Here is a 26,046-nt window from a genome sequence, read left to right as displayed (position 1 = left end):
GCGCGGGCCGTGCGAGGGGAGTAGCCCGTTTTGGATCTGAAGGCCATCGCCAGGGGAAAACTGTCTCTTGAGGCGATACCGGGGGAGCGCCGTGCTCAGGTCATAGGGGGTTCCGCCGCGGGACTCGCGGTGCTGGTCGTCGTGCTGCTGCTGGTGCTCACCACCTGCGGCGGCGGCAGCGGAGACGCCGGAGCCGACCAGCAGGTGGGCAAGGAAGCGAGCGAGACCCCGTCGAAGGCGGTCGTGAGCATCGCGCCCAAGGACGGCGCCGACGGCGTCGCGACGAACGACGCGCTCAAGGTGACGGCAGCCAAGGGGAAGCTGACGAAGGTCGAGGTCGCCGACTCCAAGGGCGAGCCGGTCAAGGGGGAGATCGCCGAGGACGGCACGTCGTGGGAGCCGGACTCCCATCTGACGACGGACACGAAGTACACCGTGGACGCGGTCGCCCGTGACAGCGAGGGCCGCGAGACCACCGAGCGCTCCACGTTCACGACGCTCACCCCCAAGAACAAGTTCATCGGCCACTTCACCCCGGACGACGGCGACAAGGTCGGCGCGGGCATGCCCGTGTCCATCAACTTCGACCGCGCCATCAAGGACCGGGACGCGGTGGAGGAGGCGATCTCCGTCACCGCAGAGCCCGAGGTCGACGTCGAGGGCCACTGGTTCGGCGACCAGCGCCTGGACTTCCGCCCCGAGGAGTACTGGGCGGCGGGCACGAAGGTCACCCTCGAACTGGACCTCAACGGCGTCGAGAGCGCCGACGGGGTCTACGGGACGCAGAAGAAGTCCGTGGAGTTCACCGTCGGACGCAAGCAGGTCAGCGTCGTCGACGCGAAGAAGAAGACCATGACCGTCACCCGCGACGGCAAGAAGATCAAGACCCTCCCGATCACCTCGGGCAGCCCGTCGAACCCCACGTACAACGGCAAGATGGTCATCAGCGAGCGCCTCAAGGTGACGCGGATGGACGGCCGGACCGTCGGCTTCGGGCGCGACGAGGGCTCGGGCGGGTACGACATCAAGGACGTGCCCCACGCCATGCGGCTGAGCACCTCGGGCACGTTCATCCACGGCAACTACTGGACGGCCCAGTCCCAGTTCGGGCAGGCCAACCTGAGCCACGGCTGCGTCGGCCTCTTCGACGCGAAGGGCGGCGGCGATCCGGGCACCCCGGGCGCGTGGTTCTTCAACCACTCGATCGTCGGCGACGTCGTCGAGATCAAGAACTCCAAGGACGAGACCATCCAGCCCGACAACGGCCTCAACGGCTGGAACATGGACTGGGACAAGTGGACCGCCGAGCAGTGACACGGTGATCCACGGCGGCGGACGAGTCGTCAGGGGCGGGCCCGGTGCTGTGAGGAACGGCACCGGGCCCGCCGCGTGCGGCACAGGTCACGGTGCGCGTAACGGCCGTTAACCTTCCCCCATGACTGTGAACCTTGAGGTCGCCGAGGGCGTCGCCACCCTCCGTCTGGACCGTCCCCCGATGAACGCGCTGGACACCGCCACCCAGGACCGGCTGCGCGCACTGGCAGCCGAGGTCACCGACAGGGACGACGTACGGGCCGTCGTCCTGCACGGCGGCGAGAAGGTGTTCGCGGCGGGCGCGGACATCAAGGAGATGCAGGCCATGGACCACGCGGCCATGGTCGTACGGTCCAGGGCGCTCCAGGACTCCTTCACCGCTATCGCGCGCATCCCCAAGCCCGTCGTCGCCGCCGTCAACGGCTACGCGCTCGGCGGCGGCTGCGAACTGGCGCTGTGCGCCGACATCCGTATCGCGGGCGAGAAGGCCAAGCTCGGACAGCCCGAGATCCTGCTCGGCCTCATCCCCGGAGCGGGCGGCACCCAGCGCCTCGCCCGGCTGATCGGCCCCTCTCGCGCCAAGGACCTCATCTTCACCGGACGCCAGGTGAAGGCCGACGAGGCGCTGGCGCTGGGCCTCGTGGACCGCGTGGTGCCCGACGCCGAGGTGTACGAGCAGGCGCACGCCTGGGCGGCGCGGCTCGCCGCCGGCCCGGCGCTGGCGCTGCGCGCGGCCAAGGAGGCCGTCGACACCGGTCTGGAGACGGACATCGACACGGGCCTCACCGTGGAGCGCACCTGGTTCGCAGGGCTCTTCGCGACCGAGGACCGCGAGACGGGGATGCGCAGCTTCGTGGAGGAGGGCCCGGGGAAGGCGAAGTTCCGCTGAGCCGAGGGTGCTTGCCGTGGGCATGAGGGCGCGGTGCGCGCGGGGCCGTGGCGCGGCGGCCGATGGCGCCGGGCAACCCCTCGGACGGGTGGGGTGGTTGGGGGTGGCGTGAGACGCGCCGCCCACGCGCCCCGCCTTGTGGGGGACTGAGCTACGCCTTAAATGAGCCTTAAGGGAAGCCCGGTCGTGGCGCCTTGTGATCACGAGTGCACGCATCGTCATCCCTGGTCGCGCGGCACTGTCCGCCCCTTCACTGCCCTCGGCATATGCCTGGGCCGGGTGACGGATGGGGAGATTTCGCGACCGCGGATCCCCGCGAACGGGCCCGCGAGCCCCACGGGGCCGCCATGATGGTGGCCATGGCGGGACAGGGAGATGTGGCGAGCGTGACCGACTGGGTTCCTGACGGCCCGAGTGAGCCGACGGGAGGTGAGCGCGCCAGCAGGGTCTTCGATCTGGTGGGCGATCCGGCGGTGGCCGAGGTGTGCCTGCCCAACCGGCCCGAGTCCGCCGGCACCGCGCGCCAGCTCACCCAGGCCGTGCTCCAGTCGAGCTGGGCGCTGCCGTCACAGTTGACCGAGCACGCCGTCCTCCTCGTCTCGGAGCTGGTCGGCAACGCGGTGCGGCACACCGGCGCCCATGTCTTCGGCATCCGCATGCTGCGCCGCCGGGGCTGGATCCGCGTCGAGATCCGCGACCCGTCCCGCGGCCTCCCCTGTCTGCTCCCCGTCCACGAACTCGACACGAGCGGACGCGGTCTCTTCCTCGTCGACACCCTCTCCGACCGCTGGGGCGTCGATCTGCTGCCGCGCGGCAAGACGACGTGGTTCGAGATGCGGGTCGCCGACCACTGAGCGGCCCGCCGACGCCACTGTCGCCGCCGCCTGTCGCCCGCCGCCGATGCCGTCGCCCGCTGCCGATGTCACCCCGCCGCTGACGTCGCCGACGCCGCGCGGGACACGCCGCCGATCGGGTGACGGTGCCCAACCGGGGCCGCGCGAGGGGCGATTCTCCTGCTCGTGACGACTACTCGTATCAGCGGCCGTGTCGCCGCCGCCGTACTGACCCTGGCCGCCCTCCTCACCCCGGCCGCCGCAGCGGCCTCCCCGGAGTCTCCGGGGGGCCAGGGGACCGCGCCCGCCGGGCCGGACAAGTCCACCGCGGCACCGTCCGCCACGTCGAAGCGGGCCGCACGCCCCTCCTCCTGCCCCGTGGTCAACGACCGCCTCCACGCCGCCGCCACGCGCGACGTCGACCTCGCCCGCATCACCCCGGAGCCGCACTACCGCACCACCTGCCAGCAGCTCTACCGCTCCGACGGCCGCCCGCCCTCGGTCATCTTCGCCGAGGGATTCCAGCCCAGGGACACGAAGAACGGGCAGTACGACCTGGAGGCGTACGTGCTGAAGAACCAGCACTCGCCCTACGTCAGCACCAGCTACGACCACGACCTCTACAAGCGCTGGCGGCCCGGCTACAACTACTACATCGACGCCCCCGGCGGCATCGACGTGAACAAGACCATCGGCGACGACCACAAGTACGCGAGCCAGGTGGAGGTCGCGTTCCCCGGCGGCATCGACAACGACTTCATCGTGGGCGCCTGCCCCGTCGACACGGAGAAGCGCGTCGAGATCATGTCGGAGTGCGTCGACAACCCCTCCTACGACCCCTGGCGCAACTGACCGACGCGGCAGCGGAGGCATATCGTAAGCAAAGGGGTGGCATTGGGACGACAGGGCCACAATGGACTACCGTGTGCGATGGAACGGTTACACATGGTTTCTCTCATTCGCACCTGGTGGTGGTCGTGGCTTCCCGCGCATCTCGCACGTCGTCCTACACACAGCGCGCCCTGTTGCGCGCAGGTCTGGTGGCCGCCGCCGCCGGTGCCGCACTCGGTGCCGGGGGCGCGGCCACCGCGAGCGCGGACTCCCCCTCGGCGGCGCCCGCCTCCTCGGGCGATTCCGGGGCCACGGGCGAGGAGGAGTCCTCGCTGTCGGCGGCGGTCGGGGGGCTCGGCGAGGCCGGCGTGCAAGGGGTGCGGGGCGCGCACGAGGGCCTCGGTGGCGCCATCGGCGCGGTCAAGCGGCTCCAGCTCGACCCGCTGGCCAACACCGGCTCGGACCCGCTCGACAACGGAGTCGTCACCCAGGTCGCGGACTTCCGCCCCATCAGCACTCGCACGGTCACCGGCCCGATCACCCGCGGCGACTCCCTCTCGGAGCTGCCGCTCGTGGGCCCGGTGACGAAGGTGCTGCCCGGCTGACCTCTCAGAACGCACCGCACCGCCCCGCCCCACCCACGCCGAACGGCGCGGTGAGCGGCCCCGTACGCGACTTCCGTACGGAACCGTCCACCGCGCCGTTCGCGCGTCTGAACTCATAGGGGGGACAGCACACGGCCCGGGACGAGCGCACTCGTCCCGGGCCGGGGTGACGGTCAGGCGGTCAGCGGTTGCCCTTGCCGTTGCCCGAGAGGATCGGGATGTCCTGCAGGATGTGCGAGAGCGGCTCGTCACCCTTGGCCTGGGTGGAGTTCTCGGTGCACTGCTGGTTCTGCGGGGAGGACAGGATGTTGATGTCCTGGATCGTGATCGGCACCAGGCCGACGAGGGAGCCGAGGTTGACCTTCGCGGGCAGGGCGATGCAGGGCTTGTTGAGCGAGCCCTGGATGAGCGCGAACTGCGGGCTCCAGTTGCCGTGAGTGGCGGAGTTGCCGTACGTCTGCGCCGCGCCGTTGCCGTTGACCGAAGTGGTGCCCTGGTCGTCACCCACCGCCATGGCCTGCGGGGCCGTCATGGCCGAGACACCGGCGATGGAGACGGCGACGGTGGCCGTCGACAGAATCTTCTTGATCACTTTTTACCCTTCATATGACGTGCGGGCATCCCGACCCGGGACACCGTGCCTAACTCCCGCACCTGCGGTAAGTTCTTCCGATTCACCTGAACGGTGTTGGACCGAGCCGTTCAGGAGGCGGCCGGATTCCGGAGGAAGGAAACCGGCGGAAATCACCGAGGGCGGTTCCCTGGCGCACGTCGGTCCGGTCGGGAATTCTCGAACGGTGGAGGGTCGACAGCGACGCTGGAGTCGCTTCCGGCCAGGCCGCGTGCGCCGACGGGCGCGGCCCGGGGAGAAATTCCCCGCGTGCGGTGAACCGGCGGGAGATTCAGCCGCCCAGCGGGAGACCACCGAGCAGGTTGTCGTCCGAGTTGGAGCTGAGCAGGGTCTTCTTCTCGCCCTTGGCCGTGCCCTTGGGGGCACCCTTGGCCGCTCCTTCGGTGGCCCCCTTGGTCGCGCCCTTGGTCGCACCCTCGACAGTTCCCACGACATTGTCGACCTGGGGGCCGGGCTTGCTCAGGGCGTCCGAAATACCGCCGTTGAGGCTGAACTGGGGACCTGTCGGGGCGCTGTCACCGGCGAAGGCGGGCGCCGCCGCACCCAGGGCCATCATCGAACCGGCGACGACTGCGGCTGTCTTCGCGTGCTTCATGCGGGGTTACTCCCAGAATAGTTGCGTGTTGCCTGTGGCTGAAAGCCTGACTGCCCGGGCGAATCAGTCCGCGCCCGTTGCTCCGTCTTCGATGGTGATAACGACTGCACCGGCCAACGGAAACTGCGGAACTCCGGGTTCGGTCCAGAGCCACCCGAAAGATGGGATCCTGGGCACAGAGAGGCGAGTTCGGCAATGCCGGGCAGGGAAAACCGGGCGGGGAGACGTCGCCCAGGGATACGCAGAGAACGGAAAACGATGGGGCCTCGGAGTGCGGGAATCGCACTCCGAGGCCCCATCGGCAAGGCGCTCTCCTGCGCTTCGGCGCGGGAACGTCAGTCGTTCACGCAGGTGTTGCCGAAAGCCGGGTTCAGGATGCCGATGATGTCGATGGTGTTGCCGCAGAGGTTCACCGGCAGGTGGATCGGAACCTCCAGCACATTGCCGGAGAGAACGCCGGGGGAGCCGGTGGCGCTGCCCTGGGCACCCGAGTCGGCGAACGCCGGAGCGGCGGTGCCCACGGCCATGAGGGTGCCGGCCGCGACAGCGGCGGTCTTCGTGTACTTCACTTTTTCAGCCCTTTCCGCAGCGGGGTGGGTTCGGTCACGGCCTTCGTGCCTGTAGGGCGCTGGATCGCGCCCGGAACTCCGCTGCCGGTATTCGTAACGATCGCCGCATGTGTACGGCACGAGAAAGAGGAGGGAGCGTCGGCTAACTCGCCCGTGCGGCCCAACAGTTCGGAAGTCAGTAGGACTAATCGCAATCCGGTTGTTTCCACCGGACGGATTACCGTATGAATGGCTCATCCGAAGGTCGAATGCCCGAAGGGCCGCGCACGGCAAAGGCCCGGGCCGGTTCCGGGTGGCCCGGGCCTCTTCCGGTGGGCGTCAGCGGTTGCCGGCACCGTTGGCCGAGAGCACCGCCAGGTCGTCCAGAATGTGGGAGAGCGGCTCGTCGCCCTTCGCCTGGGTGGAGTTCTCGGTGCACTGCTGGTCCTGCGGGGAGGACAGGACGTTGATGTCCTGGACCGTGATCGGGATCAGGCCGACGAGGGAGCCGAGGTTGGCCTCGATCGGAATGCCCAGGCAGGGCTTGTTGAGCGAGCCCTGGACCAGGCTGTTCTGCGGGCTCCAGTTGCCGTGGGTGCCGGAGTTGCCGAAGGACGACTCAGCACCGTTGCCGTTGACCGAGGTGGTGCCCTGGTCGTTACCGGTCGCCATGGCCGACGGGGCCGCCACGCCGACAATGGCGGTAGCCACAGCGGCTGCGGCGAGAGCGTTCTTGATCATGATTCACCCTTCTGGAAGTGGAGCCCCAACTGCGGAGCGAACTGACCAACTCGTGACCCTCGGTTTGGTTCCGCACGTTCACCCGTATGACACGGATACATCGGCTAATCCCGTTGAGCTGCATGCGTGTTTCGAGGGGCGGGGCCGGGCGTGCCGGTTACGCCGGTTACACCAATCGAAGGAAAAAGCGGGCTTTTGGCTAACCGGCGCGGACCCCGCCCGTTTATCAGGGCACGGTGTCAAATAGGGGCCGTCGAGTATCCATCTGGAGGAGTACGCTCCATGAACGCTGCCAAGAAGGCCGTCCTGGTCCTCGCCTCGGCCGGCATGGCCGCCGGTGCCGCTGCCGGCACCGCCGCCGCCGACAGCGGTGCGCAGGGTGCCGCGGCCAATTCGCCGGGCGTGCTCTCGGGCAACGCGGTTCAGCTCCCGATTCACATCGGGGCGCAGGTCTGTGGCAACACCATCGACATCATCGGCCTGCTGAACCCCGCTTTCGGCAACACCTGCGTGAACGACTGATCCGCCGATCCGTCGGCGCGTCAGCGCCAGTGAAGGGCCCCGCTGCCAGCGGGGCCTTTTTGCTTGTCCGGGGCGGACGGGACCACTGGGGACACTGGGAACGCCGGGGCATGTGGGGGCGCGGTGAAGACGGCTCCTCGGGATCTCTCCAGGGGGCAGCGTGACGCGCGTGAACTCGGGGCCGTTTGCCCGCGTCTACCTGTAGGGACCACATTTTATGTTTGACCCGTCGGTCCCTCCGATGTACCACTGTTCCCCCACAAACAACGCAGATACGGAGCGTTACTCCTTGACTGCAAGAACCACAAGCAAGCGCAAGATATCCAAGCGCAAGATCATCATCGCCGCCTGCACGGGTGGCGCGCTGCTGGCCGTCTCCCCCCTCGTTGCGCAGGCCGCAGCACCGCCGCCGCCCACCGTCGCCGCCAAGGGCGCGGCGCTGCTGGACGCTTCGAGCGGCGAGAAGGTCTTCGGCAAGGCCGACAACACCGTGCGCCCGCTGGCCAGCACCACGAAGCTCGCGGTCGCCTCGGTCGTGCTCGACACCAAGGGCGTGAACCTGGAGCAGCAGGTTCCCGTCAAGCAGGAGTACCGCGACTACGTGACGGAGCACGAGGCCAGCACCGCTGACCTCCAGACCGGCGACAAGGTCACCGTCAACCAGCTGCTCTACGCGGCCCTCCTGCCCTCCGGCGCCGACGCGGCCTACGCGCTCGCCGACACCTTCGGCGAGGGCGACACCCCCGCCGAGCGCAGCGAGTCCTTCATCGGCAAGATGAACAAGAAGGCCGACGACCTCGGGCTCACCAAGACCGAGTTCAAGACCTTCGCCGGGATCAGCTCCAAGGACGTCAGCACTCCGCTCGAGCTGGCCAAGCTGGCCAAGCACAACATGGAGAACGCCACGTTCCGCGAGGTCGTCAAGACCAAGGAGTACAAGGGCGACGCCCCGGCCGAGAACGGTGGCACCCGCCACTACACCTGGACGAACACGAACCAGCTTCTCGGCTCCTACAAGGGCGTCGTCGGCATCAAGACCGGCACGACCACCCCGGCGGGACCCTGCCTGGTGTTCGCGGCCACCCGCGGTGACACGACCCTCGTCGGCACCATCCAGAACAGCAAGGACCGGTACGCCGACGCGGCGAAGATCCTGGACTACGGGTTCGACTCCGACTCCGCGGAGGACATGAAGCTCCGCAAGCTCCCCTCGGGCGCCCAGACCGACTGATCTCTGAGTCCGCCCGACCTGACGAACGGGGGCGCGGCCACCACCACCTGGTGGCCGCGCCCCCTTCGGCGTGTCAGGGGAGACCCAGTCCCCCCTCAGCGCCCCGTCAGCACTCGATGACGTTCACCGCGAGCCCGCCCCGCGCCGTCTCCTTGTACTTCGTCTTCATGTCCGCCCCCGTGTCGCGCATCGTCTTGATGGCCTTGTCGAGGGAGACGTGGTGGCGGCCGTCGCCGCGGAGGGACATGCGGGCCGCCGTGACCGCCTTGACCGCGGCCATGCCGTTGCGTTCGATGCAGGGGATCTGTACGAGGCCGCCGACGGGGTCGCAGGTCAGGCCCAGGTTGTGCTCGATGCCGATCTCGGCCGCGTTCTCCACCTGCTCCGGGCTGCCGCCCAGGATCTCCGCGAGGCCCGCCGCCGCCATGGAGCAGGCCGAGCCGACCTCGCCCTGGCAGCCGACCTCGGCGCCGGAGATGGAGGCGTTCTCCTTGAAGAGCATGCCGATGGCGCCCGCGGTCAGCAGGAAGCGGACGACGGTGTCCTCGTCCGTGCCGGGGACGAAGTTCATGGCGTAGTGCAGCACGGCCGGGATGATGCCGGCCGCGCCGTTGGTGGGCGCGGTGACGACCCGGCCGCCCGCCGCGTTCTCCTCGTTGACCGCCATCGCGTAGAGGGTGATCCACTCCATGGCGTGCGCCTCGGGGTTCCCCTCGGCGCGCAGCTGGCGGGCCGAGGTGGCGGCGCGGCGGCGCACCTTCAGGCCGCCCGGGAGGATGCCCTCCTGGCCCAGGCCGCGCGAGACGCACGCGCGCATCACGTGCCAGATCTCCAGCAGCCCCTCGCGGATCTCCTCCTCCGTGCGCCACGCCTTCTCGTTCTCCAGCATCAGCCCGGAGACCGAGAGGCCCGTCTCGTGGGTGAGCCGCAGCAGTTCGTCGCCCGTGCGGAACGGGTGCTTCAGCGCCGTGTCGTCGAGCTTGATGCGGTCCTCGCCGACGGCGTCCTCGTCGACGACGAAGCCGCCGCCCACCGAGTAGTAGGTCTTCTCCAGCAGCGGCGCGCCCGACTCGTCGTAGGCGAAGAGCGTCATGCCGTTGGCGTGGTACGGCAGGGAGCGGCGGCGGTGCAGGATCAGCTCCGTCGAGGCGTCGAAGGCGATCTCGTGCGCGTCGCCTATCTCGGCGGCCAGCAGCCGCAGCCGCTTGGTCTGCTTGATGTGCGCCACGCGCTCGTCGGCCGTGGTCACGTCAACCGAGCGCGGCGACTCGCCCTCCAGGCCGAGCAGGACCGCCTTGGGCGTGCCGTGCCCGTGGCCCGTCGCGCCGAGGGAGCCGTACAGCTCGGCCCGTACGGACGAGGTGTGCGCGAGCAGCCCCTCGTTCTTGAGGCGGCGGGCGAACATCCGCGCCGCGCGCATCGGGCCCACGGTGTGTGAGCTGGAGGGGCCTATACCGATCGAGAACAGATCGAAGACGGAGATGGCCATGGTGACGGACTCCCTCGTGGGGGTTGGTGGTGCGCGGGGGCGCCCCGCGGGGTGGGCGGGGGCGCCCCCGTGGTGGCCGGTGGCCAGGGGCCGGTTGGCCGGTGGCCGCTGTGTTACTTGTCCTTGCCCTTGCCCAGGTCCGGGTAGAGCGGGTGCTTCTCGGCGAGGGCCGTGACGCGGGCGGAGAGCGCCTTGGCCTTGGCCTCGTCGAAGGAGGGCAGCAGGGTCTCGGCGATGATGTCCGCGACCTCGCGGAAGTCGTCCTCGCCGAAGCCGCGGGTGGCCAGCGCCGGGGTGCCGATCCGCAGCCCCGAGGTGACCATCGGCGGGCGCGGGTCGTTCGGGACGGCGTTGCGGTTGACGGTGATGCCGACCTCGTGGAGGCGGTCCTCGGCCTGCTGGCCGTCGAGCTCGCTGTCGCGCAGGTCGACGAGGACGAGGTGGACGTCGGTGCCGCCGGAGAGCACGGAGACCCCCGCGCCGACGGTGTCCTCGCGCAGCAGGCGCTCCGCGAGGATGTGGGCGCCCGCGAGGGTGCGCTGCTGGCGCTCCTTGAACTCGTCGCTGGCGGCGATCTTGAAGGAGACGGCCTTCGCGGCGATGACGTGCTCCAGCGGCCCGCCCTGCTGGCCCGGGAAGACCGCGGAGTTGATCTTCTTCGCGTACTCCTTCTTGGAGAGGATCACACCGCCGCGCGGACCGCCGAGGGTCTTGTGCGTGGTGGTGGTGACCACGTCCGCGTACGGGACGGGGGAGGGGTGCAGACCCGCGGCCACCAGCCCGGCGAAGTGGGCCATGTCCACCATGAGCAGCGCTCCGACCTCGTCGGCGATGCGGCGGAAGGCGGCGAAGTCGAGCTGGCGCGGGTAGGCGGACCAGCCCGCGACGATCATCTGCGGGCGGTGCTCCTTGGCGAGCCGCTCGACCTCCTCCATGTCGACCAGGCTCGTGGTCCCGTCGACGTGGTAGGGGACGACGTTGTAGAGCTTGCCGGAGAAGTTGATCTTCATGCCGTGCGTGAGGTGACCACCGTGCGCCAGGTCCAGACCCATGATGGTGTCGCCCGGCTTGAGCAGCGCGAACATCGCGGCGGCGTTCGCGGACGCGCCGGAGTGCGGCTGGACGTTGGCCGCCTCGGCGCCGAACAGGGCCTTGATGCGGTCGCGGGCGATGTCCTCGACGACGTCGACGTACTCACAGCCGCCGTAGTAGCGGCGCCCGGGGTAGCCCTCGGCGTACTTGTTCGTCAGGACGGAGCCCTGGGCCTCCAGCGAGGCGACGGGGGCGAAGTTCTCCGACGCGATCATCTCGAGGGTGGACTGCTGGCGGTGAAGCTCGGAGTCGACGGCGGCGGCGACGTCCGGGTCCACCTCGTGGAGAGAACCATTCAAAAGCGACATGAAACCATCCCTGTTGGCACGGCTGGGGGTGGGTGGGAGACGGGAAGAGCAGCTCAGCTTCCGGCGGCGAAGGCGGTGTACTCCTCGGCGGAGAGCAGGTCGTCCGGCTCCTCCGAGACCTTCACCTTGAACAGCCAGCCGCCTTCGAAGGGCGCCGAGTTCACCAGTGCCGGGTCGTCCACGACGTCCTGGTTGATCTCGGTGATCTCGCCGGAGACCGGTGCGTACAGGTCGCTCACGGACTTGGTCGACTCCAGTTCGCCGCAGGGCTCGCCCGCGGTGACCGCGTCGCCGACCTCAGGGAGCTGGACGAAGACGACGTCGCCGAGTGCCTCGGCGGCGTGCGCCGTGATCCCGACCGTCGAGACGCCGTCCTCGGCGGCCGACAGCCACTCGTGCTCCTTGCTGTAGCGAAGCTGCTGGGGGTTGCTCATGGTGCGATTCTCCTGGATGAGAGGGGTGCGGGGGAAAACGGTCTTGGAAGATGGGACGAGTTCCACAGCGCGGGCGCCCGCACGGGCCGACGCGGGGTGCGTGCCGACGGATGCCCGTACGGTGGCGCGTCCGCTCCCGGAGTACGCCTCCGTCCGCCGGTGACGGGCCCGTGACGGGTGGTTTCAGCGCTGCCTCTTGTAGAAGGGCAGCGCGACCACCTCGTACGGCTCGTGGGAACCGCGGATGTCCACCGCGACCCCCTTGGTGCCCGGCTCCGCGTGCGCGGCGTCCACGTAGGCGATGGCGATCGGCTTGCCGAGGGTCGGGGAAGGGGCCCCTGAGGTGACCTCGCCGATCACCTCGCCCTCGGCCGAGACCACCCCGTACCCCGCGCGCGGCACCCGGCGGCCCTCGGCGATCAGGCCGACCAGCTTGCGCGGCGGGCTGTTCCGCGCCCGCTCGGCCGCCGCCTCCAGGGGCTCGCGCCCGACGAAACGTCCCTCGTTCGTCGTCTTCTCGAACTTCACCGTCCGGCCGAGACCCGCGTCGAAGGGCGTGGTCGACGTGCTCAGCTCGTGCCCGTACAGCGGCATCCCCGCTTCCAGGCGCAGCGTGTCCCGGCAGCTCAGGCCGCACGGGACGAGCCCCGCGCCGGAGCCCGCCTCCGTCAGCGCCTCCCACACGGCGACGGCGTCACCTGGCGCGACGAACAGCTCGAAGCCGTCCTCGCCGGTGTAGCCCGTACGGGCGATGAGCGCGTCCTTGCCCGCGACCGTGCCCGGCAGGCCCGCGTAGTACTTCAGCCCGTCCAGACCGGCGTCGGTCAGCGTTCGCAGGATGCCGACGGCCTCGGGGCCCTGGACCGCGAGCAGCGCGTAGGCGTCGCGGTCGTCGCGCACCTCGGCGCCGAAGCCCTCGGCGCGCGCGGTGAGCGCGTCCAGGACCACCTGCGCGTTGGCCGCGTTGGCGACGACCATGTAGGTCTCCTCGCCGGTGCGGTAGACGATCAGATCGTCGAGGATGCCGCCGTCCTCGTCGCAGATCATGGTGTAGCGGGCGCGGCCGACGGCGACCGCCGACAGGTTGCCGACCAGCGAATAGTCCAGCAGCGCCCCGGCGTCCCGGCCCGTGACGGTGATCTCACCCATGTGGGAGAGGTCGAACAGGCCCGCGCGGGTGCGGACGGCGTGGTGTTCGTCACGCTCGCTGCCGTAGCGCAGCGGCATGTCCCAGCCCGCGAAGTCGGTCATCGTCGCGCCGAGCGCGCGATGAGTGGCGTCGAGTGCGGTCTTACGAGGGGTGTCGCTCATGTCAGACAGGCTCCAGGGGGCAAGTGACCGGATGTCCTCCCCATCTGTCATCGGAACCTGAGAGGTTCGCCAGGAGCCCGTTCCCGTGGGCCTCGGCTTGCACCTTGGGTGGAGCCGCGCGGCGGCTCGCTTTTCAGATCTGCCTCATCCTGTGCGGTATCGGGGCCTGAGAGATTCAAGGGAGGACTTGCTCCTTCGGCGCCCCGTGGACGCCGCCTCCGTGCACACTGTGCGAGGGGCGGACGGCGTACGGACGGGGACTCTCCCGCGCGGATTCAAGCGGCCTGTATGGAGTTGGCCCGCACATCATGGCACGGCGCGGGTACCCGTGGTGCTCCTGGCGGGGAAGCAATCGTCTTGAACCGCATTACCTTTTCTTGACACTCTCGGGGAAAGCCGCGGTGGAGCGCCGGGGGCCCGGGGGAGGCCCCCGGGAAACGCAGGTATCCGGGGAGGGCGATCAGGTGGGCAGTCTGCGCAGTGCTTACGCGACGGTGACCGCGACGGTCACGGGGGGCGGAGCGGGAGGCGGTGCGGGTGCGGTGGTGCCCGCGCAGGCCCCCGTGCCCGTCCTGGAGCGGGATCTGCGCGGCACCGCCGCCAGACGCACGCTGCGCTTCGCGGCGGGTGACCTGGTCGTGGTCTCGGGACTGCCGGGCAGCGGCAAGTCGACGCTGATCCGGCGCACGGTGGCTCTCCACGACACCGTCAGCAGGATCGACTCGCAGGACACCAGGGAGCGCTGGGAGGCCAGGCTGCCCCGCTGGCTGCCCTACGGCGTCTACCGCCCCCTGGTCCGCCTCGCGCACTACGCGGGGCTGCGGCGGGCGCTGGCCTCGGGCGCGAGCGTCGTCGTCCACGACTGCGGGACGCAGGGCTGGGTGCGCGGCTGGCTGGCCAGGGACGCGCGGCGGCGCGGCAGGGGACTGCACCTGGTGCTCCTCGACGTGCCGCCCGTGGTCGCCCTGGAGGGCCAGGCCGAGCGGGGCCGGGGCGTCTCCGGGTACGCCTTCGCCCGGCACCGCAGGGCCGTGGGCCGCCTGATAGCGCAGGCGGAGGCGGGGCGGGTGCCCGAGGGCTGCTCCTCGGTCGTGCTGCTGGACCGGGAGGCGGCGGGTGCGCTGTGCGGGGTGGCGTTCGAGTAGAGGGGCGAGCAGGGGCACGTAGGGGACGAGCAGGGGCACGGTTCGGGGCGTTTTCCGGGGCCGCTTCCGGGATGCGTCCGGGGCGTGTTCCGGTGCGTTCCGGCGCGTACCGGAGTGTTCGCGGCGCCCCGGACGCGCGCGGCCCGTCACCGCTCAGCGGTGACGGGCCGCGCACGGGGACAGAGCGCGCGGTCGCCCGCGCCCTCGTGTGGGTGCGTCAGAACGCCGGGGTGTGGCCCATGTGCAGGATCGGCGCCTTCGGCGACTTGGGGGCCTTGTCGCCCTCTGCGGCCTCGGCACGCTTGGCGCCCTTGGCCTCCTGCATCGGCGCCGCCTTCGGCAGCCCCTTCAGGTCGGGCTCGGGCAGCGCCCCGCCCAGGGCGACGCTGGCCAGCACGTTGACGGTGGAGGTGAGCATGGTTCTCGCCTCGTTGGTGACCTTGCGCTCGTCGCCGGAGGACGCGGCCCTCAGGAACCCGTCGACCTTGGAGCGCAACTGGGTGCTCGCCTTGAGCGTCAGCCTGCTCCCCTCCGAGGGGCGGTCGGCCGCTCGCGTGCCGCTCTTCCGCACCGGGAGCGCCTGCTCCTGCTCAGGGCCCTGCTGCTGCTGAGTGTCCTGCGGCTTCGGCTGGTCCTGCTTCGGCTGGTGCTCCGGCGCCTCCTTCTCCCGCTCCGGCTGCGCCTGCTGCTTCTGCTCGGGCTGCTGCTCCGGCTTCTGCTCCGGCCGCTGCTCCGGCCGCTGTTCCGGCTTCTGCTCGGGCTTCGGTGCCTCCTGGCGCGGTTCCTGGGCGTTCTGCTGCTGCTCCGGCTGCTGCTGCTCGGGGCGGGGCTTCTCCTGCGGCTTCTGCTCCTGCGGCTTCTGCTGTTGGGGCTTTTCCTGGGGCTTCTCCTGCTGTCCGGGCTGCGGCTGGTCCTGTTGGGGCTTCTCCTGCTGGTCCTGCTGACCCGGCTGGGGCGGGGTCTCCTTCTGGGGGCTCTCGTCCCGCGGCTGCTGGGGGTCGGGTTGCTGGGACCTGGTCCGCTGGAGCTCGGCCAGCCCGTCCTTGACGGCCTTGCCCATTCTCTGGAGGTCCGCCTCGTTGTGCTTGGCCTTCGGGTCCTTGAGCACCGTGTTCAGCACACGGCCCACCGGCGCGATGACGTTGCCGGTGTCGCCGACCAGCTCGCTCTGCCGGGCCAGCTCACCGGCGCCGCGCAGCCCCGAGGGCGTGGGAGCCTCCAGCGAGCGGGGCGCGGTGGCCGCCCCGGGGCCCTGCTGGGTGCCGGACAGCTTCGGCAGGCCCTTGAGGTCGGCGGCGGGCAGCCGCCCGTCGGAGAGGCCGCCCGCCATCACGTTGACGGCGCCGGTCAGGGTGGCCTTCACGGCGTCGGACGTCCGCTGCCTGTCGCCGGCCGCGGACGCCTTGAGCAGCGCGTCGACGCGGGTACGGAGGTCCTCGGCGGCCTTCAGGGTCATGTCCGAGGGCGCCTGGGCGCGGTGGGAGCCGGTGGCCTGCTTCGCCTCCGCTGCCTTCTTCAGCGTGCTGATCGCCTTCCCGACCTCGGCCGAGTGCTCCTTGGCCTCGTTCTGGGGGAGCTTGCCGTTCTTGGCCTGGAGGACCCCGTCCACGAGGTTCGAGACGGGAGTGAGGAGGCCGCCGATGTTCTTGAGTGCTTCGACCTGCGGAATGAGCGCCGACGACGACCCCGGCGCGGGCGGGGCCCCCTCGTGGCGGGGGCCATGATCGAAGGCGGCGGCTGCGCCGGCCCCGAGGGCCAGCGAGCCGGTGAGAGCGGCGGCGATGCCCGCCGCCGCGGTCTTGCTGAGACGCATGGGAGATTCCTCCGTTAGGTACCGACATAGGTCGATAGGGACGAGAACCACCCTTCGAGGGTTGGGTGCGCTCCGCAACTGGACGGTCGCCATACGTGAGCATCCGGGTTACGCCCGCGCCCGCGCCCCGTCACTTCGACCGCCTCCCCGACGCAGCTCAGAGGGCCGCGGCTAGGGTTGCCCCCATGACCTTTCCGCAGCAGTACGGACCGGGCCACGGTGGAGGCTGGCCCGGGAACGAGCTGGAGGAAACCCTCGCGGCCTCCCTCGAAGTGCCCCACGCGGGCGCCCGGCTGCTGGAGGTGCTCGGGCGCAGCAGCGTCTGGGTGCCGCTGCCCGAGGGCGGCGGGCCCGACAGCCCGAACCTCGATCTGCCGACGATCCAGCTCGAAGGGGCGCCCTACGTCCCCGTCTTCAGCTCGGAGCAGCAGTTTCTCCAGGTCGTGGGCTCGCACATGTCCTTCACCGTCGCGCCCGCGCGCGAGTTCGCGCGCGGGCTGCCGCCGCAGGTGGGCATCGCCGTGAACCCCGAGGGCACCGTCGGCATGCCGCTGCCCCCCGAGGCCGTCGCCGAACTGTGCGCGAACACCCCCTCGGAGCAGGCCGCCTGGGGCGTGGCGCGTGGCGCGCGGGTCAGGCTCTTCGAGCCCGACTGGCAGGACGAGCCGGTGGACTTCCTCGGCGCCGCCGCGGGCGAGTTCGCGGTGCTGCCCTCTCTCCGTACGGCCAGACGCGCCCTCGCCAGCACCGAGGGCGAGCCGCCCTCGCTCTTCGTCGGCGTCGAACTGGACCTGCTGGACCCCGAATCCCGCCAGGCCGCACACGACGCGCTGGGCAGGGCGCTGGGCAGGGCCCCCGTGAAGTGGCCGGTCCAGCTCGTCCTGCTGGATGCCGCGCAGGACCCGGTGGTGGAGTGGATGCGCCAGTGCGTGCGGCCCTTCTACACGCGGGAGACCTAGCCCGGAGCTGTCGGGACGAAAAACGCGCGAGCCGGATAACCGGGACCCGAGTACGGGGACTCATGTCGTATCCGGCTCGTAAGCTGGTTTGATGACGGGGCGGGGCGCACGAGCGTGCCCGGAGCGGGTGACCGATGCGGGAGAAGGGGCGGCTACGTGAGCGCGGGAGGCAGTGTCGAACAGTTGCTGAAGCAGGTGTCGCCGGGCCGGTTCGACACCTACGAGGCGCTGCTGGACGCGCTCGCCGACAGCCAGATGTGGATGCTGCTCTGGACCGGCCAGGCGGGCTCGCCCGACGCGCAGTACGGGAACATGGAGGTGGCCGGTTACGGCTACGCGCCGTGCGTCACCTCCGCGCAGGAGCTGGCCGCCTCCGGCTGGAACCGCGCGCACGAGGTGGTGACGGGGCGCGAGATCGCCACGGCCCTCTTCCCCGAGCGCTGGGGGATCTGGCTGAATCCGCACGCCCCGGGCGGCGGCGTCGGCATCCCCTGGCTGGACCTGCGGCGCATCGCCACAGGGCTCGACCGCCTCCCGGCAGGACCCCTGCGCATCTCCGAACCGGCCCTGGAAATCCCGCAGTTCTACGCCCTGCTGACCCACAACGCGCACCGCACCCCCGCCGTGCGCTCGCTGCGCCGCTGCTGGGTGCAGCCCGCGCTGGGCGCCCCGTATCTGGCCATCGGTCTCGATCTGTACGACGGCGCCGAGTCCTCCGTCGAAGCGGTCCGGCAGATGATGCAGCAGTCGGTGTCGGCGGTGCCCGAGGGGCTGCCGGTCTCCAGCGTCTCCATGGCGGACGATTTCGACCCCGTCGCGATGTGGCTGCGCCGCAATTCGCGGCCGTTCTTCGACCGCGACGCGCCGCACGCGGGCGCGGCTCCGACGGCGGCCCCCGGCTTCGGGTACGGGTACCCCAGGCCGTACTGACTCCGCCCGCCCGTTCTCCCGCGCTTCCCTGACTTCTCCGGCCTCTCCGGCCTCTCCGGCTTCCCCCGGCCCTTTCCTCGGCTTTCCCGGCTTTCGGCGTCTTTCCGCGCTTTCCCGCGCCTTTCGACGCCTTTCCCCGGTCCTCCCGGCCCTTTCCCGATCCCTTTCGCGGGCCGTTACCGGGGCTCTTTCCCGACCCCTTCCCGGCCTTTTCCCGCCCTCTTCCGGAAGGTGGGAATCGCCTGTGCGCAGGGGGACCAGAACCGTACATACCCACGCGTCCGGCACCGCTCAACGTCAACTTCCGTCCGCATAACGGAAGCTGTCGCGTCACATCACAGTTGCGCATCCTTTCCCCTTGAAGTCTGGCGGGTGATCGTGAGCGCGTTGAAGACTCCCGAGCCATAGGGCCATCGGCCTTGTGTACGAACTGCTTGCGAACTGGCCGCTACAGCGGCGGACGTGGGCTGGTCACCACCGGCCGAGAAGGGGTTCTCACCACCATGACGGCACCAATCCACGAGCCGACCCCGGTGTCCGACGCGGCGAACGCGGAGGCAGCCGCCGAGGTCGCCAGGACGGCGGTCGAGGGGCGCTCCCTCGGCCGTATCGCGTGGACCCGTCTCAAGCGCGACAAGCTGGCCCTCGCGGGCGGCTGCGTCGTGCTGTTCCTGGTGCTGGTGGCGATCTTCGCGCCGCTCATCGTGAGCCTGCTCGGGCACCCGCCGAACGAGTACCACGAGGACAAGATCGACCCGCTGACCAGCACCCCGCTGGGCGCCTGGGGCGGCATCAGCCCCGACTTCCTGTTCGGCGTCGAGCCGGTCAACGGGCGCGACGTGTTCAGCCGGGTCGTCTACGGCGCCCGCATCTCGCTGCTGGTGGCCTTCCTCGCCGCCATCGTCGCGGTGGCGCTGGGCACCCTGCTCGGTGCCATGGCCGGGTACTTCGGCGGCTGGCTCGACGCGGTCATCAGCCGCGTGATGGACATGCTCCTCTCGTTCCCGCAGCTCCTGTTCGCGATCGCGCTGATCTCGGTCGTGCCGAACGAGCTGTTCGGGCTGAGCGGTACGGGGCTGCGCATCGGTGTCCTGGTCACCGTCATCGGCCTCTTCGGCTGGCCGTACATCGGGCGCATCGTGCGCGGGCTGACGCTGTCGCTGCGCGAGCGGGAGTACATCGAGGCCGCGCGCAGCCTCGGCGCCGGGCGGCGCTACATCCTCTTCAAGGAGCTGCTGCCCAACCTGATCGCGCCCATCACCGTCTACATGACGCTGATGATCCCGACCAACATCCTGACCGAGGCCGCGCTCAGCTTCCTCGGAGTCGGCGTCAAGCCGCCCACCGCGTCCTGGGGAAAGATGCTGTCCGACGCGATCAAGACCTACGAGGCCGACCCCATGTTCATGATCATCCCCGGGGCGGCGATCTTCGTGACCGTACTGGCATTCAACCTCTTCGGCGACGGCGTACGCGACGCCCTCGACCCGAAGGGAACCCGCTGATGAAGCGAGCGAACCCGCTGATGATGCGAGCGGCTGCCAGGGGGTGTCGTCAACGTAGCGTCGTCCGGCCGCCAGGCCGGGGGCCGCGGCGTCTGGTGCGTGCGATCGCAAGGCGGAGGAGGAAAGCGCAGCGGGCTGCGCTGACGACCGACAACGTCGCGAGCGTGCGTGCCAGGCGGCGCGGCCCAGACGGGACGTTGACGACACCCCCTAGCCCCATCGAATCCCCGGCCCTGCACAGCGCACGGGCCGTGACCCACACGGAGGATGCGAGATCGTGACAACTCAACGCTCATCGAGGCGCAAACAGGCCGCGGCGGCGGCCGTTGTGGTCGCGGCTCTGCTGTCCACCGCGGCGTGCGGCGGCAATGGCGGCGACGGCGACGGCGAGGGCGGGCCCGGCTACAACAAGGCGAGCGCCAAGCTGCTGAACCCGTCGGACAAGAAGGGCGGCACGCTCAAGTACATCGGTACCCAGGACGCCGACTCCTGGGACCCGCAGCGTGGTTACTACGGCTTCATGTGGGACTTCGCGCGGTACTACACGCGCACGCTCATCACCGCCAAGCCAGCCCCGGGCAAGGAGAGCGAAGAGCTGGTCCCGGACCTCGCCAAGTCCAACGCCAAGATCTCGGACGACAAGAAGACCTACACGTACGAGCTCAAGGACGACATCAAGTGGGAGGATGGCAAGCCCATCACTTCCAAGGACATCAAGTACGGCATCGAGCGCATCTGGGCGCAGGACGTCATCTCCGGCGGCCCGGTCTACCTCAAGGACGTCCTGGACCCCGACGGCAAGTACAAGGGCCCGTACAAGGACAAGGCCGAGGACAAGCTCGGTCTGGACGCCATCGAGACGCCCGACAACAAGACCATCGTCTTCAAGCTCCCGAAGCCGAACGTCGACTTCGAGCAGATGCTCGCCATGCCCTCCGGCGCCCCCGTCCGGCAGGACAAGGACACCAAGGGCAAGTACGGCCTCAAGCCCTTCTCGGCCGGCCCGTACAAGTGGCAGGCGTACACCCCGAACAAGTCGATGACGCTGGTGCGCAACCCGCACTGGGAGCGGTCGACGGACGAGGTGCGCAAGGCGCTCCCGGACAAGATCACGCTCCGTCTGATCACCAACGCCGACGAGATGGACAACCGTCTCATCAACGGTGACTACGACGTCGACATCAACGGCACGGGCCTCAGCGCCGCCGGCCGCGCCAAGGCCATCAAGGACCACCGCGGCAACATCGACAACCCGAGCACCGGCTACATCCGCTACGCGGTCTTCCCGCAGACGGTGAAGCCGTTCGACAACATCCACTGCCGCAAGGCCGTGATCTACGGTGCCGACAAGAAGTCGCTCCAGACGGCGCGCGGCGGCCCCCTCGCGGGCGGTGACATCGGCACCAACATGCTGCCGAAGACGGTCCCGGGCAGCGACCCCTCGTACGACCCGTACGGCGCCACCAAGAACGACGGCAAGCCGAACACGGAGAAGGCGAAGGAGGAGCTGAAGAAGTGCGGCAAGCCGGACGGCTTCAAGACCACCATCGCCGTCCGTAACAACAAGGACGTCGAGGTCAAGTCCGCCGAGTCGCTCCAGGCCTCGCTGAAGAAGGTCGGCATCGAGGCCGAGCTGGACCAGTACGACGGCGCCCAGACCACCGGCATCATCGGCAACCCCGACGTGGTCAAGAAGAAGAACTACGGGATCATCATCATGGGCTGGGGCCCGGACTTCGCGTCCGGTCAGGGCTACATGATGCCGCTGGTGCACTCGAAGTACATCCTGCCCAACGGGAACAACAACTACAGCGAGCTGAAGGACCCGGAGATCGACAAGATGTTCTCCGAGGCCATCGCCGCCGAGACGCCCGAGGAAGCCGCGGGCATCTACAGCGAGATCAACAAGAAGGTCTCCGAGCACGCCGTCTACCTGCCGTTCGTCTTCGAGAAGAACATCAAGTGGCGCAGCTCCCGGCTGACCAACGTCTACACCACCACCAACAACAACGGGTTCTACGACTACGCCTCCCTGGGCGTGAAGTGACCGACCGCACGTTCCGTCGGCGCACCCGCCGCTAGTAGCTAGGCACGAAGGGCAGGTGAGGGCCGCGGAGGTGGCCCGGTGAACCGCGCCCCCGGACGATCTCCGGGGGCGCGGTCCCCGCCGGGCGGCCAACGGGCCGGAGTGCAGTGCTCGCATATCTCATCAGGCGGCTGTTCGCCGTCATCGTGATGTTGCTGATCGTCATGCTGGTGACCTTCGGCATCTTCTTCCTGATCCCGAAGTGGACAGGCGTCGACGTCGCCTCCATGTACGTCGGCAAGCAGGCCGACAAGGCGGCGATCGAGGGCGTACGGGAGAAGCTGGGTCTGGCCGACCCGATCTTCGTCCAGCTCTTCGAGTTCGTCCGCGGCATCCTCGTCGGACGCGACTACACGGGCGGCGGGGACACGATCCACTGCTCCGCGCCCTGCTTCGGCTACTCCTTCCGCACGGAGCAGGCGGTCTGGCCCACGCTGGAGGACCGCTTCCCCGTCACGCTGTCGCTGGCCGTCGGTGCGGCCATCATCTGGCTGATCTTCGGCATCGCGGCGGGCGTCATCTCGGCGCTCAAGCGCGGCACCCTGTGGGACCGCGTCGCGATGGGCATCGCGCTCGGCGGCGTCTCGCTGCCCATCTACTTCACCGGTCTGCTCTCGCTGGCGATCTTCTCGTACGGGCTCGGCTGGGTCGACGGGGAGTTCGTGGAGTTCTCCGAGAGTCCGACGGCCTGGTTCGGGGGGCTCCTGCTGCCCTGGATCACCCTCGCCTTCCTGCACGGGGCGATGTACGCCCGCATGACCAGAGCCACCATGCTGGAGGTGATGGGCGAGGACTACATCCGCACCGCGCGTGCCAAGGGGCTGACCGAGCCCGTCGTCATCGGCAAGCACGCCATGCGCTCCACCATGACCCCGATCCTCACGCTGCTGGGCATCGACCTCGGGGCCCTGATGGGCGGCGCGATCCTCACCGAGACCACGTTCGGCATCCCCGGACTCGGGCAGGCGGTGCTCAAGGCGATCAGTGACCGGGACCTGCCGCTGATCCTCGGCGTCGTCCTGATCACGTCGGCCGCCGTCATCATCGCGAACCTCATCGTGGACATCCTGTACGCCGTGATCGACCCCCGAGTGAGGCTCGGATGACAGACCCGAAAGACAAGAAACAGAGCGAGCAGAGCGAACAGGCGGCCCCGGCGGTGACCGAGAAGGACACGGCGCCCGAGGCGGCGGACGCGGCACCCGCGAAGGGCGCGGCCACCGGCGAGGGCGGGGACGCGCTGAGCCGCACCGGTGCCTCGGCCGTCGCCGAGCCCGTGGCCGAAGGCCGCCCGCCCACCTCCTTCCTGGAGGTGCGCGATCTGCGCGTCCACTTCCCGACGGAGGACGGCCTCGTCAAGTCCGTCGACGGGCTGACCTTCCAGTTGGAGAAGGGCAAGACCCTCGGCATCGTGGGCGAGTCCGGGTCCGGCAAGTCGGTGACGTCGCTGGGCATCATGGGCCTGCACACGGTCGGCCAGTACGGGCGTCAACGCGCGAAGATGTCGGGCGAGATCTGGCTCGACGGGCAGGAGCTGCTGAGCAGCGACCCGGACGAGGTGCGCAAGCTGCGCGGGCGCGAGATCGCGATGATCTTCCAGGACCCGCTGTCCGCGCTGCACCCGTACTTCACCATCGGCCAGCAGATCGTCGAGGCGTACCGCGTCCACCACAAGGTCGACAAGAAGACGGCGCGCAAGCGGGCCGTCGAACTCCTCGACCGGGTGGGCATCCCGCAGCCGGACCAGCGCGTCAACAGCTACCCGCACGAGTTCTCCGGCGGCATGCGCCAGCGCGCCATGATCGCGATGTCGCTGGTCAACAACCCCGAGCTGCTCATCGCCGACGAGCCCACCACCGCGCTGGACGTCACCGTCCAGGCCCAGATCCTGGACCTGATCAGGGACCTCCAGAAGGAGTTCGGCTCCGCGGTCATCATCATCACCCACGACCTGGGCGTCGTCGCCGAGCTGGCCGACGACATCCTGGTGATGTACGGCGGCCGGTGCGTGGAGTACGGCACGGCCGAGCAGGTCTTCTACGAGCCGCAGCACCCCTACACCTGGGGCCTGCTGGGCTCGATGCCGCGCATCGACCGCGACCAGACCGAACGCCTCATCCCGGTCAAGGGCTCCCCGCCCAGCCTGATCAACATCCCCGACGGCTGCGCGTTCAACCCGCGCTGCCCGTACGCGGACGTGCCCAAGGGCGGCGTCACCCGCACCCTGCGGCCCGAGCTGCGCGATGTGGGCGAGGGCCATCTGTCGGCCTGCCACATGGAGCGGGAGGACCGGGAGCGGATCTGGAACGAAGAGATTGCCCCGAAGCTGTGAGCGGCGCGAGCGAGGACGAGCGGATGACGATCCCCGAACAGACGAGGGGCGAGGCCGGGACCAAGGCCGAGCCGGAGCCGGGCGAGTCCCTGCTGAAGGTCTCCGGGCTGAAGAAGCACTTCCCCATCACCAAGGGCGTGCTCAAGCGCCAGGTGGGCGCCGTCAAGGCGGTCGACGGCATCGACTTCGACGTGCGCGCGGGGGAGACCCTGGGCGTCGTCGGCGAGTCGGGCTGCGGCAAGTCCACGATGGGGCGGCTGATCACGCGGCTGCTGGAGCCCACGGACGGGAAGATCGAGTTCGAGGGGCGGGACATCACCCACCTCGGCGTCGGCGGGATGCGGCCCATGCGCCGCGACGTCCAGATGATCTTCCAGGACCCGTACTCCTCGCTGAACCCCCGGCACACGGTCGGCGCCATCGTCAGCGCCCCCTTCAAGCTCCAGGGCGTCTCGCCCGAGGGCGGCGTCAAGAAGGAGGTGCAGCGGCTGCTGGAGGTGGTCGGGCTCAACCCCGAGCACTACAACCGCTATCCGCACGAGTTCTCCGGCGGCCAGCGCCAGCGCATCGGCATCGCCCGCGCCCTCGCGCTCAACCCGAAGCTGGTCGTGGCCGACGAGCCGGTCTCCGCGCTCGACGTCTCCATCCAGGCGCAGGTGGTCAACCTGCTGGACGACCTCCAGCAGGAACTGGGCCTCACCTACGTGATCATCGCCCACGACCTCTCCGTCATCCGGCACGTCTCGGACCGGATCGCGGTGATGTACCTCGGCAAGATCGTCGAACTGACCGACCGCGCCTCGCTCTACGCGTCCCCGATGCACCCGTACACCAGGGCCCTGCTGTCCGCGGTGCCGGTGCCCGACCCGCGGCGCAAGAAGCAGGGCGGCCGTGAGCGCATCCTGCTCCAGGGCGACGTGCCCTCGCCGATCAAGCCGCCGTCGGGCTGCCGCTTCCACACCCGCTGCTGGAAGGCGACGCAGGTCTGCAAGACCGAGGAGCCGCCGCTGGTCGCGCTGGCGCCCGGCCACGAGGCCGCCTGCCACCACCCCGAGAACGCGGAGGACCAGCGGCCCGAGGACAAGAAGCCGCTCGTGACGGCGTAACGCGCCCTTCGTACCTCTTCGCCCCCGCCGTGGGCCCGCCGTGGCCCCGGCGGGGGCGGTCCTGCTCTGCGCGGAACGCGCGCCTCCGCGGAAGCCGTGTAGAAAAGGGCAGGTGGACCACCTCTACGACCCGGACGTGCAGCACTGGCTCGACATCGCCGGGATCTTCGTCTTCGCGATCTCCGGCGCGCTGCTCGCCGTGCGCAAGAACTTCGACGTCTTCGGCATCGCGACCCTCGCAGCCGCGACCGGGCTCGGCGGCGGCCTCTTCCGCGACGTCGTCATCGGCGCTGTCCCGCCCGCCGCCTTCACCGACCTCGGCTACTTCGTCACCCCGCTCATCGCGGCCGTGTTCGTCTTCTTCCTGCACCCGCACGTCGAGCGCATCAACAAGGCGGTCAACGTCTTCGACGCGGCCGGGCTCGGCCTCTTCTGCGTCACCGGCACGATCAAGGCGCACGAGTACGGGCTCGGACTGCCCGCCTCGGCCGCGCTGGGCCTCGCCACGGCGGCGGGCGGCGGGGTGCTGCGGGACGTGCTCGCCAACGAGGTGCCCTCGCTGCTGCGCTGGGACCGCGAGATCTACGCCGTGCCGGCCGTCGTCGGCGCCTCGGCCGTCGCGCTGCTCATCCACCTCGGCGAACTGAACCCGCTCACCATGACGCTGGCCGCCGCGCTCGGCTTCGTGCTGCGGCTGCTGGCGCTCACCTACGGTTGGCGTGCCCCGCGCGCCTGGCGCCGCCACAGCACGGCGGCCGACGAGGGGTAGCGGTACGAGGCGGGGGTGGGCGGCGCC

The 26,046-nt window shown here is 69.8% G+C and carries 25 protein-coding genes and 1 riboswitch; of the genes, 16 read left to right on the top strand and 9 right to left on the bottom strand.

The genetic code is table 11. The annotated features are described in order from the left end of the window. Nucleotides 1–30 precede the first annotated feature (30 nt). The 5 genes from ACYVOO_RS17790 (at nucleotide 31) to ACYVOO_RS17770 (ending at nucleotide 4,472) form a co-directional block, all read left to right on the top strand. Nucleotides 31–1,314, top strand: a complete 1,284-nt coding sequence (locus ACYVOO_RS17790; protein ID WP_461016607.1) for a L,D-transpeptidase — start codon at nucleotides 31–33, stop codon at nucleotides 1,312–1,314. Between the two features lie 121 nt (nucleotides 1,315–1,435). After that, the gene (locus ACYVOO_RS17785) at nucleotides 1,436–2,203 is read left to right on the top strand and encodes an enoyl-CoA hydratase/isomerase family protein (RefSeq protein WP_461016606.1); all 768 of its coding nucleotides are present in this window, start codon (nucleotides 1,436–1,438) and stop codon (nucleotides 2,201–2,203) included. Between the two features lie 350 nt (nucleotides 2,204–2,553). Next, the gene (locus tag ACYVOO_RS17780) at nucleotides 2,554–3,057 is read left to right on the top strand and encodes an ATP-binding protein (RefSeq protein WP_461016697.1); all 504 of its coding nucleotides are present in this window, start codon (nucleotides 2,554–2,556) and stop codon (nucleotides 3,055–3,057) included. A gap of 165 nt (nucleotides 3,058–3,222) precedes the next feature. Next, complete coding sequence (locus tag ACYVOO_RS17775) at nucleotides 3,223–3,888, top strand: ADP-ribosyltransferase (RefSeq protein WP_461016605.1); 666 nt, start codon at nucleotides 3,223–3,225, stop codon at nucleotides 3,886–3,888. Between the two features lie 125 nt (nucleotides 3,889–4,013). After that, on the top strand, nucleotides 4,014–4,472 hold the full coding sequence (locus ACYVOO_RS17770) for a hypothetical protein (protein ID WP_461016604.1): 459 nt from the start codon (nucleotides 4,014–4,016) through the stop codon (nucleotides 4,470–4,472). Between the two features lie 181 nt (nucleotides 4,473–4,653). Here ACYVOO_RS17770 and ACYVOO_RS17765 read toward each other — a convergent pair whose 3' ends face one another. The 4 genes from ACYVOO_RS17765 to ACYVOO_RS17750 form a co-directional block, all read right to left on the bottom strand. Then, nucleotides 4,654–5,064 (bottom strand): rodlin, encoded by a 411-nt coding sequence (locus tag ACYVOO_RS17765; protein WP_461016603.1) that lies wholly within the window; start codon nucleotides 5,062–5,064, stop codon nucleotides 4,654–4,656. Nucleotides 5,065–5,374: 310 nt separating this feature from the next. Next, the gene (locus ACYVOO_RS17760) at nucleotides 5,375–5,698 is read right to left on the bottom strand and encodes a hypothetical protein (RefSeq protein WP_461016602.1); all 324 of its coding nucleotides are present in this window, start codon (nucleotides 5,696–5,698) and stop codon (nucleotides 5,375–5,377) included. Between the two features lie 335 nt (nucleotides 5,699–6,033). Beyond that, the gene (locus ACYVOO_RS17755; RefSeq protein WP_453347216.1) at nucleotides 6,034–6,267 is read right to left on the bottom strand and encodes a chaplin; all 234 of its coding nucleotides are present in this window, start codon (nucleotides 6,265–6,267) and stop codon (nucleotides 6,034–6,036) included. A gap of 318 nt (nucleotides 6,268–6,585) precedes the next feature. Further along, nucleotides 6,586–6,987: a rodlin gene (locus ACYVOO_RS17750; RefSeq protein ID WP_453347217.1), complete on the bottom strand. Its 402-nt coding sequence runs from the start codon at nucleotides 6,985–6,987 to the stop codon at nucleotides 6,586–6,588. Nucleotides 6,988–7,269: 282 nt separating this feature from the next. Between ACYVOO_RS17750 and ACYVOO_RS17745 the strand changes: the two genes are divergently transcribed. Beyond that, nucleotides 7,270–7,509 carry a chaplin gene (locus tag ACYVOO_RS17745; protein WP_453347218.1) on the top strand — a complete coding sequence of 80 codons (240 nt, stop codon included), beginning with the start codon at nucleotides 7,270–7,272 and terminating at the stop codon, nucleotides 7,507–7,509. Between the two features lie 289 nt (nucleotides 7,510–7,798). Continuing rightward, entirely contained in the window at nucleotides 7,799–8,740 is a 942-nt protein-coding gene (locus ACYVOO_RS17740; protein WP_461016601.1) for a D-alanyl-D-alanine carboxypeptidase family protein, read from the top strand. 106 nt (nucleotides 8,741–8,846) lie between these two features. On the opposite strand, the gene ACYVOO_RS17735 is transcribed toward ACYVOO_RS17740, so the two are convergent. The 4 genes from ACYVOO_RS17735 to gcvT form a co-directional block, all read right to left on the bottom strand. Then, complete coding sequence (locus tag ACYVOO_RS17735) at nucleotides 8,847–10,229, bottom strand: L-serine ammonia-lyase (RefSeq protein ID WP_461016600.1); 1,383 nt, start codon at nucleotides 10,227–10,229, stop codon at nucleotides 8,847–8,849. 113 nt (nucleotides 10,230–10,342) lie between these two features. Continuing rightward, entirely contained in the window at nucleotides 10,343–11,629 is a 1,287-nt protein-coding gene (gene glyA / locus ACYVOO_RS17730) for a serine hydroxymethyltransferase (RefSeq protein WP_453347221.1), read from the bottom strand. Between the two features lie 53 nt (nucleotides 11,630–11,682). Next, a complete protein-coding gene (gene gcvH / locus ACYVOO_RS17725) occupies nucleotides 11,683–12,063 on the bottom strand; it encodes a glycine cleavage system protein GcvH (RefSeq protein WP_453347222.1) in 381 nt (126 codons plus the stop codon). 183 nt (nucleotides 12,064–12,246) lie between these two features. Continuing rightward, on the bottom strand, nucleotides 12,247–13,374 hold the full coding sequence (gene gcvT / locus ACYVOO_RS17720; RefSeq protein WP_461016599.1) for a glycine cleavage system aminomethyltransferase GcvT: 1,128 nt from the start codon (nucleotides 13,372–13,374) through the stop codon (nucleotides 12,247–12,249). A gap of 144 nt (nucleotides 13,375–13,518) precedes the next feature. Further along, nucleotides 13,519–13,652: riboswitch (glycine riboswitch) on the bottom strand. Between the two features lie 186 nt (nucleotides 13,653–13,838). Between gcvT and ACYVOO_RS17715 the strand changes: the two genes are divergently transcribed. Further along, nucleotides 13,839–14,519: an AAA family ATPase gene (locus tag ACYVOO_RS17715; RefSeq protein WP_461016598.1), complete on the top strand. Its 681-nt coding sequence runs from the start codon at nucleotides 13,839–13,841 to the stop codon at nucleotides 14,517–14,519. Nucleotides 14,520–14,736: 217 nt separating this feature from the next. On the opposite strand, the gene ACYVOO_RS17710 is transcribed toward ACYVOO_RS17715, so the two are convergent. Next, entirely contained in the window at nucleotides 14,737–16,332 is a 1,596-nt protein-coding gene (locus ACYVOO_RS17710) for a hypothetical protein (protein WP_461016597.1), read from the bottom strand. A 185-nt stretch (nucleotides 16,333–16,517) separates the two neighbouring features. Between ACYVOO_RS17710 and ACYVOO_RS17705 the strand changes: the two genes are divergently transcribed. The 8 genes from ACYVOO_RS17705 to ACYVOO_RS17670 all read left to right on the top strand — a co-directional run bounded on the left by ACYVOO_RS17705 (nucleotide 16,518) and on the right by ACYVOO_RS17670 (nucleotide 26,019). Further along, nucleotides 16,518–17,291: an enhanced serine sensitivity protein SseB gene (locus tag ACYVOO_RS17705; protein ID WP_461016596.1), complete on the top strand. Its 774-nt coding sequence runs from the start codon at nucleotides 16,518–16,520 to the stop codon at nucleotides 17,289–17,291. A gap of 156 nt (nucleotides 17,292–17,447) precedes the next feature. Beyond that, nucleotides 17,448–18,221 carry an enhanced serine sensitivity protein SseB C-terminal domain-containing protein gene (locus ACYVOO_RS17700; RefSeq protein ID WP_461016595.1) on the top strand — a complete coding sequence of 258 codons (774 nt, stop codon included), beginning with the start codon at nucleotides 17,448–17,450 and terminating at the stop codon, nucleotides 18,219–18,221. 503 nt (nucleotides 18,222–18,724) lie between these two features. After that, complete coding sequence (locus ACYVOO_RS17695) at nucleotides 18,725–19,726, top strand: ABC transporter permease (protein ID WP_461016594.1); 1,002 nt, start codon at nucleotides 18,725–18,727, stop codon at nucleotides 19,724–19,726. Nucleotides 19,727–20,003: 277 nt separating this feature from the next. After that, nucleotides 20,004–21,773 carry an ABC transporter substrate-binding protein gene (locus tag ACYVOO_RS17690; RefSeq protein ID WP_461016593.1) on the top strand — a complete coding sequence of 590 codons (1,770 nt, stop codon included), beginning with the start codon at nucleotides 20,004–20,006 and terminating at the stop codon, nucleotides 21,771–21,773. A gap of 146 nt (nucleotides 21,774–21,919) precedes the next feature. Continuing rightward, the gene (locus ACYVOO_RS17685; RefSeq protein ID WP_453347230.1) at nucleotides 21,920–22,918 is read left to right on the top strand and encodes an ABC transporter permease; all 999 of its coding nucleotides are present in this window, start codon (nucleotides 21,920–21,922) and stop codon (nucleotides 22,916–22,918) included. Next, nucleotides 22,915–24,144 carry an ABC transporter ATP-binding protein gene (locus ACYVOO_RS17680; protein ID WP_461016592.1) on the top strand — a complete coding sequence of 410 codons (1,230 nt, stop codon included), beginning with the start codon at nucleotides 22,915–22,917 and terminating at the stop codon, nucleotides 24,142–24,144. The genes ACYVOO_RS17685 and ACYVOO_RS17680 overlap by 4 nt, the downstream gene beginning before the upstream one ends. 23 nt (nucleotides 24,145–24,167) lie before the next feature. Further along, the gene (locus ACYVOO_RS17675) at nucleotides 24,168–25,250 is read left to right on the top strand and encodes an ABC transporter ATP-binding protein (RefSeq protein WP_461016696.1); all 1,083 of its coding nucleotides are present in this window, start codon (nucleotides 24,168–24,170) and stop codon (nucleotides 25,248–25,250) included. Nucleotides 25,251–25,362: 112 nt separating this feature from the next. Beyond that, a complete protein-coding gene (locus ACYVOO_RS17670; protein WP_461016591.1) occupies nucleotides 25,363–26,019 on the top strand; it encodes a trimeric intracellular cation channel family protein in 657 nt (218 codons plus the stop codon). The last annotated feature ends 27 nt before the right edge of the window (nucleotides 26,020–26,046 follow it).

It is taken from the genome of Streptomyces daliensis (assembly GCF_054782395.1).
The sequence above is the reverse complement of the archived record's forward strand: the minus strand, read 5'-3'. Positions and strand labels throughout refer to the sequence as shown.

Bases quoted from the DNA above. Each gene is read 5' to 3' on its own strand.
- ACYVOO_RS17785 (WP_461016606.1), top strand. From the start codon at position 1,436: ATGACTGTGAACCTTGAGGTCGCCGAGGGCGTCGCCACCCTCCGTCTG.
- ACYVOO_RS17780 (WP_461016697.1), top strand. From the start codon at position 2,554: ATGGTGGCCATGGCGGGACAGGGAGATGTGGCGAGCGTGACCGACTGG.
- ACYVOO_RS17760 (WP_461016602.1), bottom strand. From the start codon at position 5,698: ATGAAGCACGCGAAGACAGCCGCAGTCGTCGCCGGTTCGATGATGGCC.
- ACYVOO_RS17750 (WP_453347217.1), bottom strand. From the start codon at position 6,987: ATGATCAAGAACGCTCTCGCCGCAGCCGCTGTGGCTACCGCCATTGTC.
- ACYVOO_RS17745 (WP_453347218.1), top strand. From the start codon at position 7,270: ATGAACGCTGCCAAGAAGGCCGTCCTGGTCCTCGCCTCGGCCGGCATG.
- ACYVOO_RS17735 (WP_461016600.1), bottom strand. From the start codon at position 10,229: ATGGCCATCTCCGTCTTCGATCTGTTCTCGATCGGTATAGGCCCCTCC.
- glyA (WP_453347221.1), bottom strand. From the start codon at position 11,629: ATGTCGCTTTTGAATGGTTCTCTCCACGAGGTGGACCCGGACGTCGCC.
- gcvH (WP_453347222.1), bottom strand. From the start codon at position 12,063: ATGAGCAACCCCCAGCAGCTTCGCTACAGCAAGGAGCACGAGTGGCTG.
- gcvT (WP_461016599.1), bottom strand. From the start codon at position 13,374: ATGAGCGACACCCCTCGTAAGACCGCACTCGACGCCACTCATCGCGCG.
- ACYVOO_RS17710 (WP_461016597.1), bottom strand. From the start codon at position 16,332: ATGCGTCTCAGCAAGACCGCGGCGGCGGGCATCGCCGCCGCTCTCACC.
- ACYVOO_RS17705 (WP_461016596.1), top strand. From the start codon at position 16,518: ATGACCTTTCCGCAGCAGTACGGACCGGGCCACGGTGGAGGCTGGCCC.
- ACYVOO_RS17695 (WP_461016594.1), top strand. From the start codon at position 18,725: ATGACGGCACCAATCCACGAGCCGACCCCGGTGTCCGACGCGGCGAAC.
- ACYVOO_RS17680 (WP_461016592.1), top strand. From the start codon at position 22,915: ATGACAGACCCGAAAGACAAGAAACAGAGCGAGCAGAGCGAACAGGCG.
- ACYVOO_RS17675 (WP_461016696.1), top strand. From the start codon at position 24,168: ATGACGATCCCCGAACAGACGAGGGGCGAGGCCGGGACCAAGGCCGAG.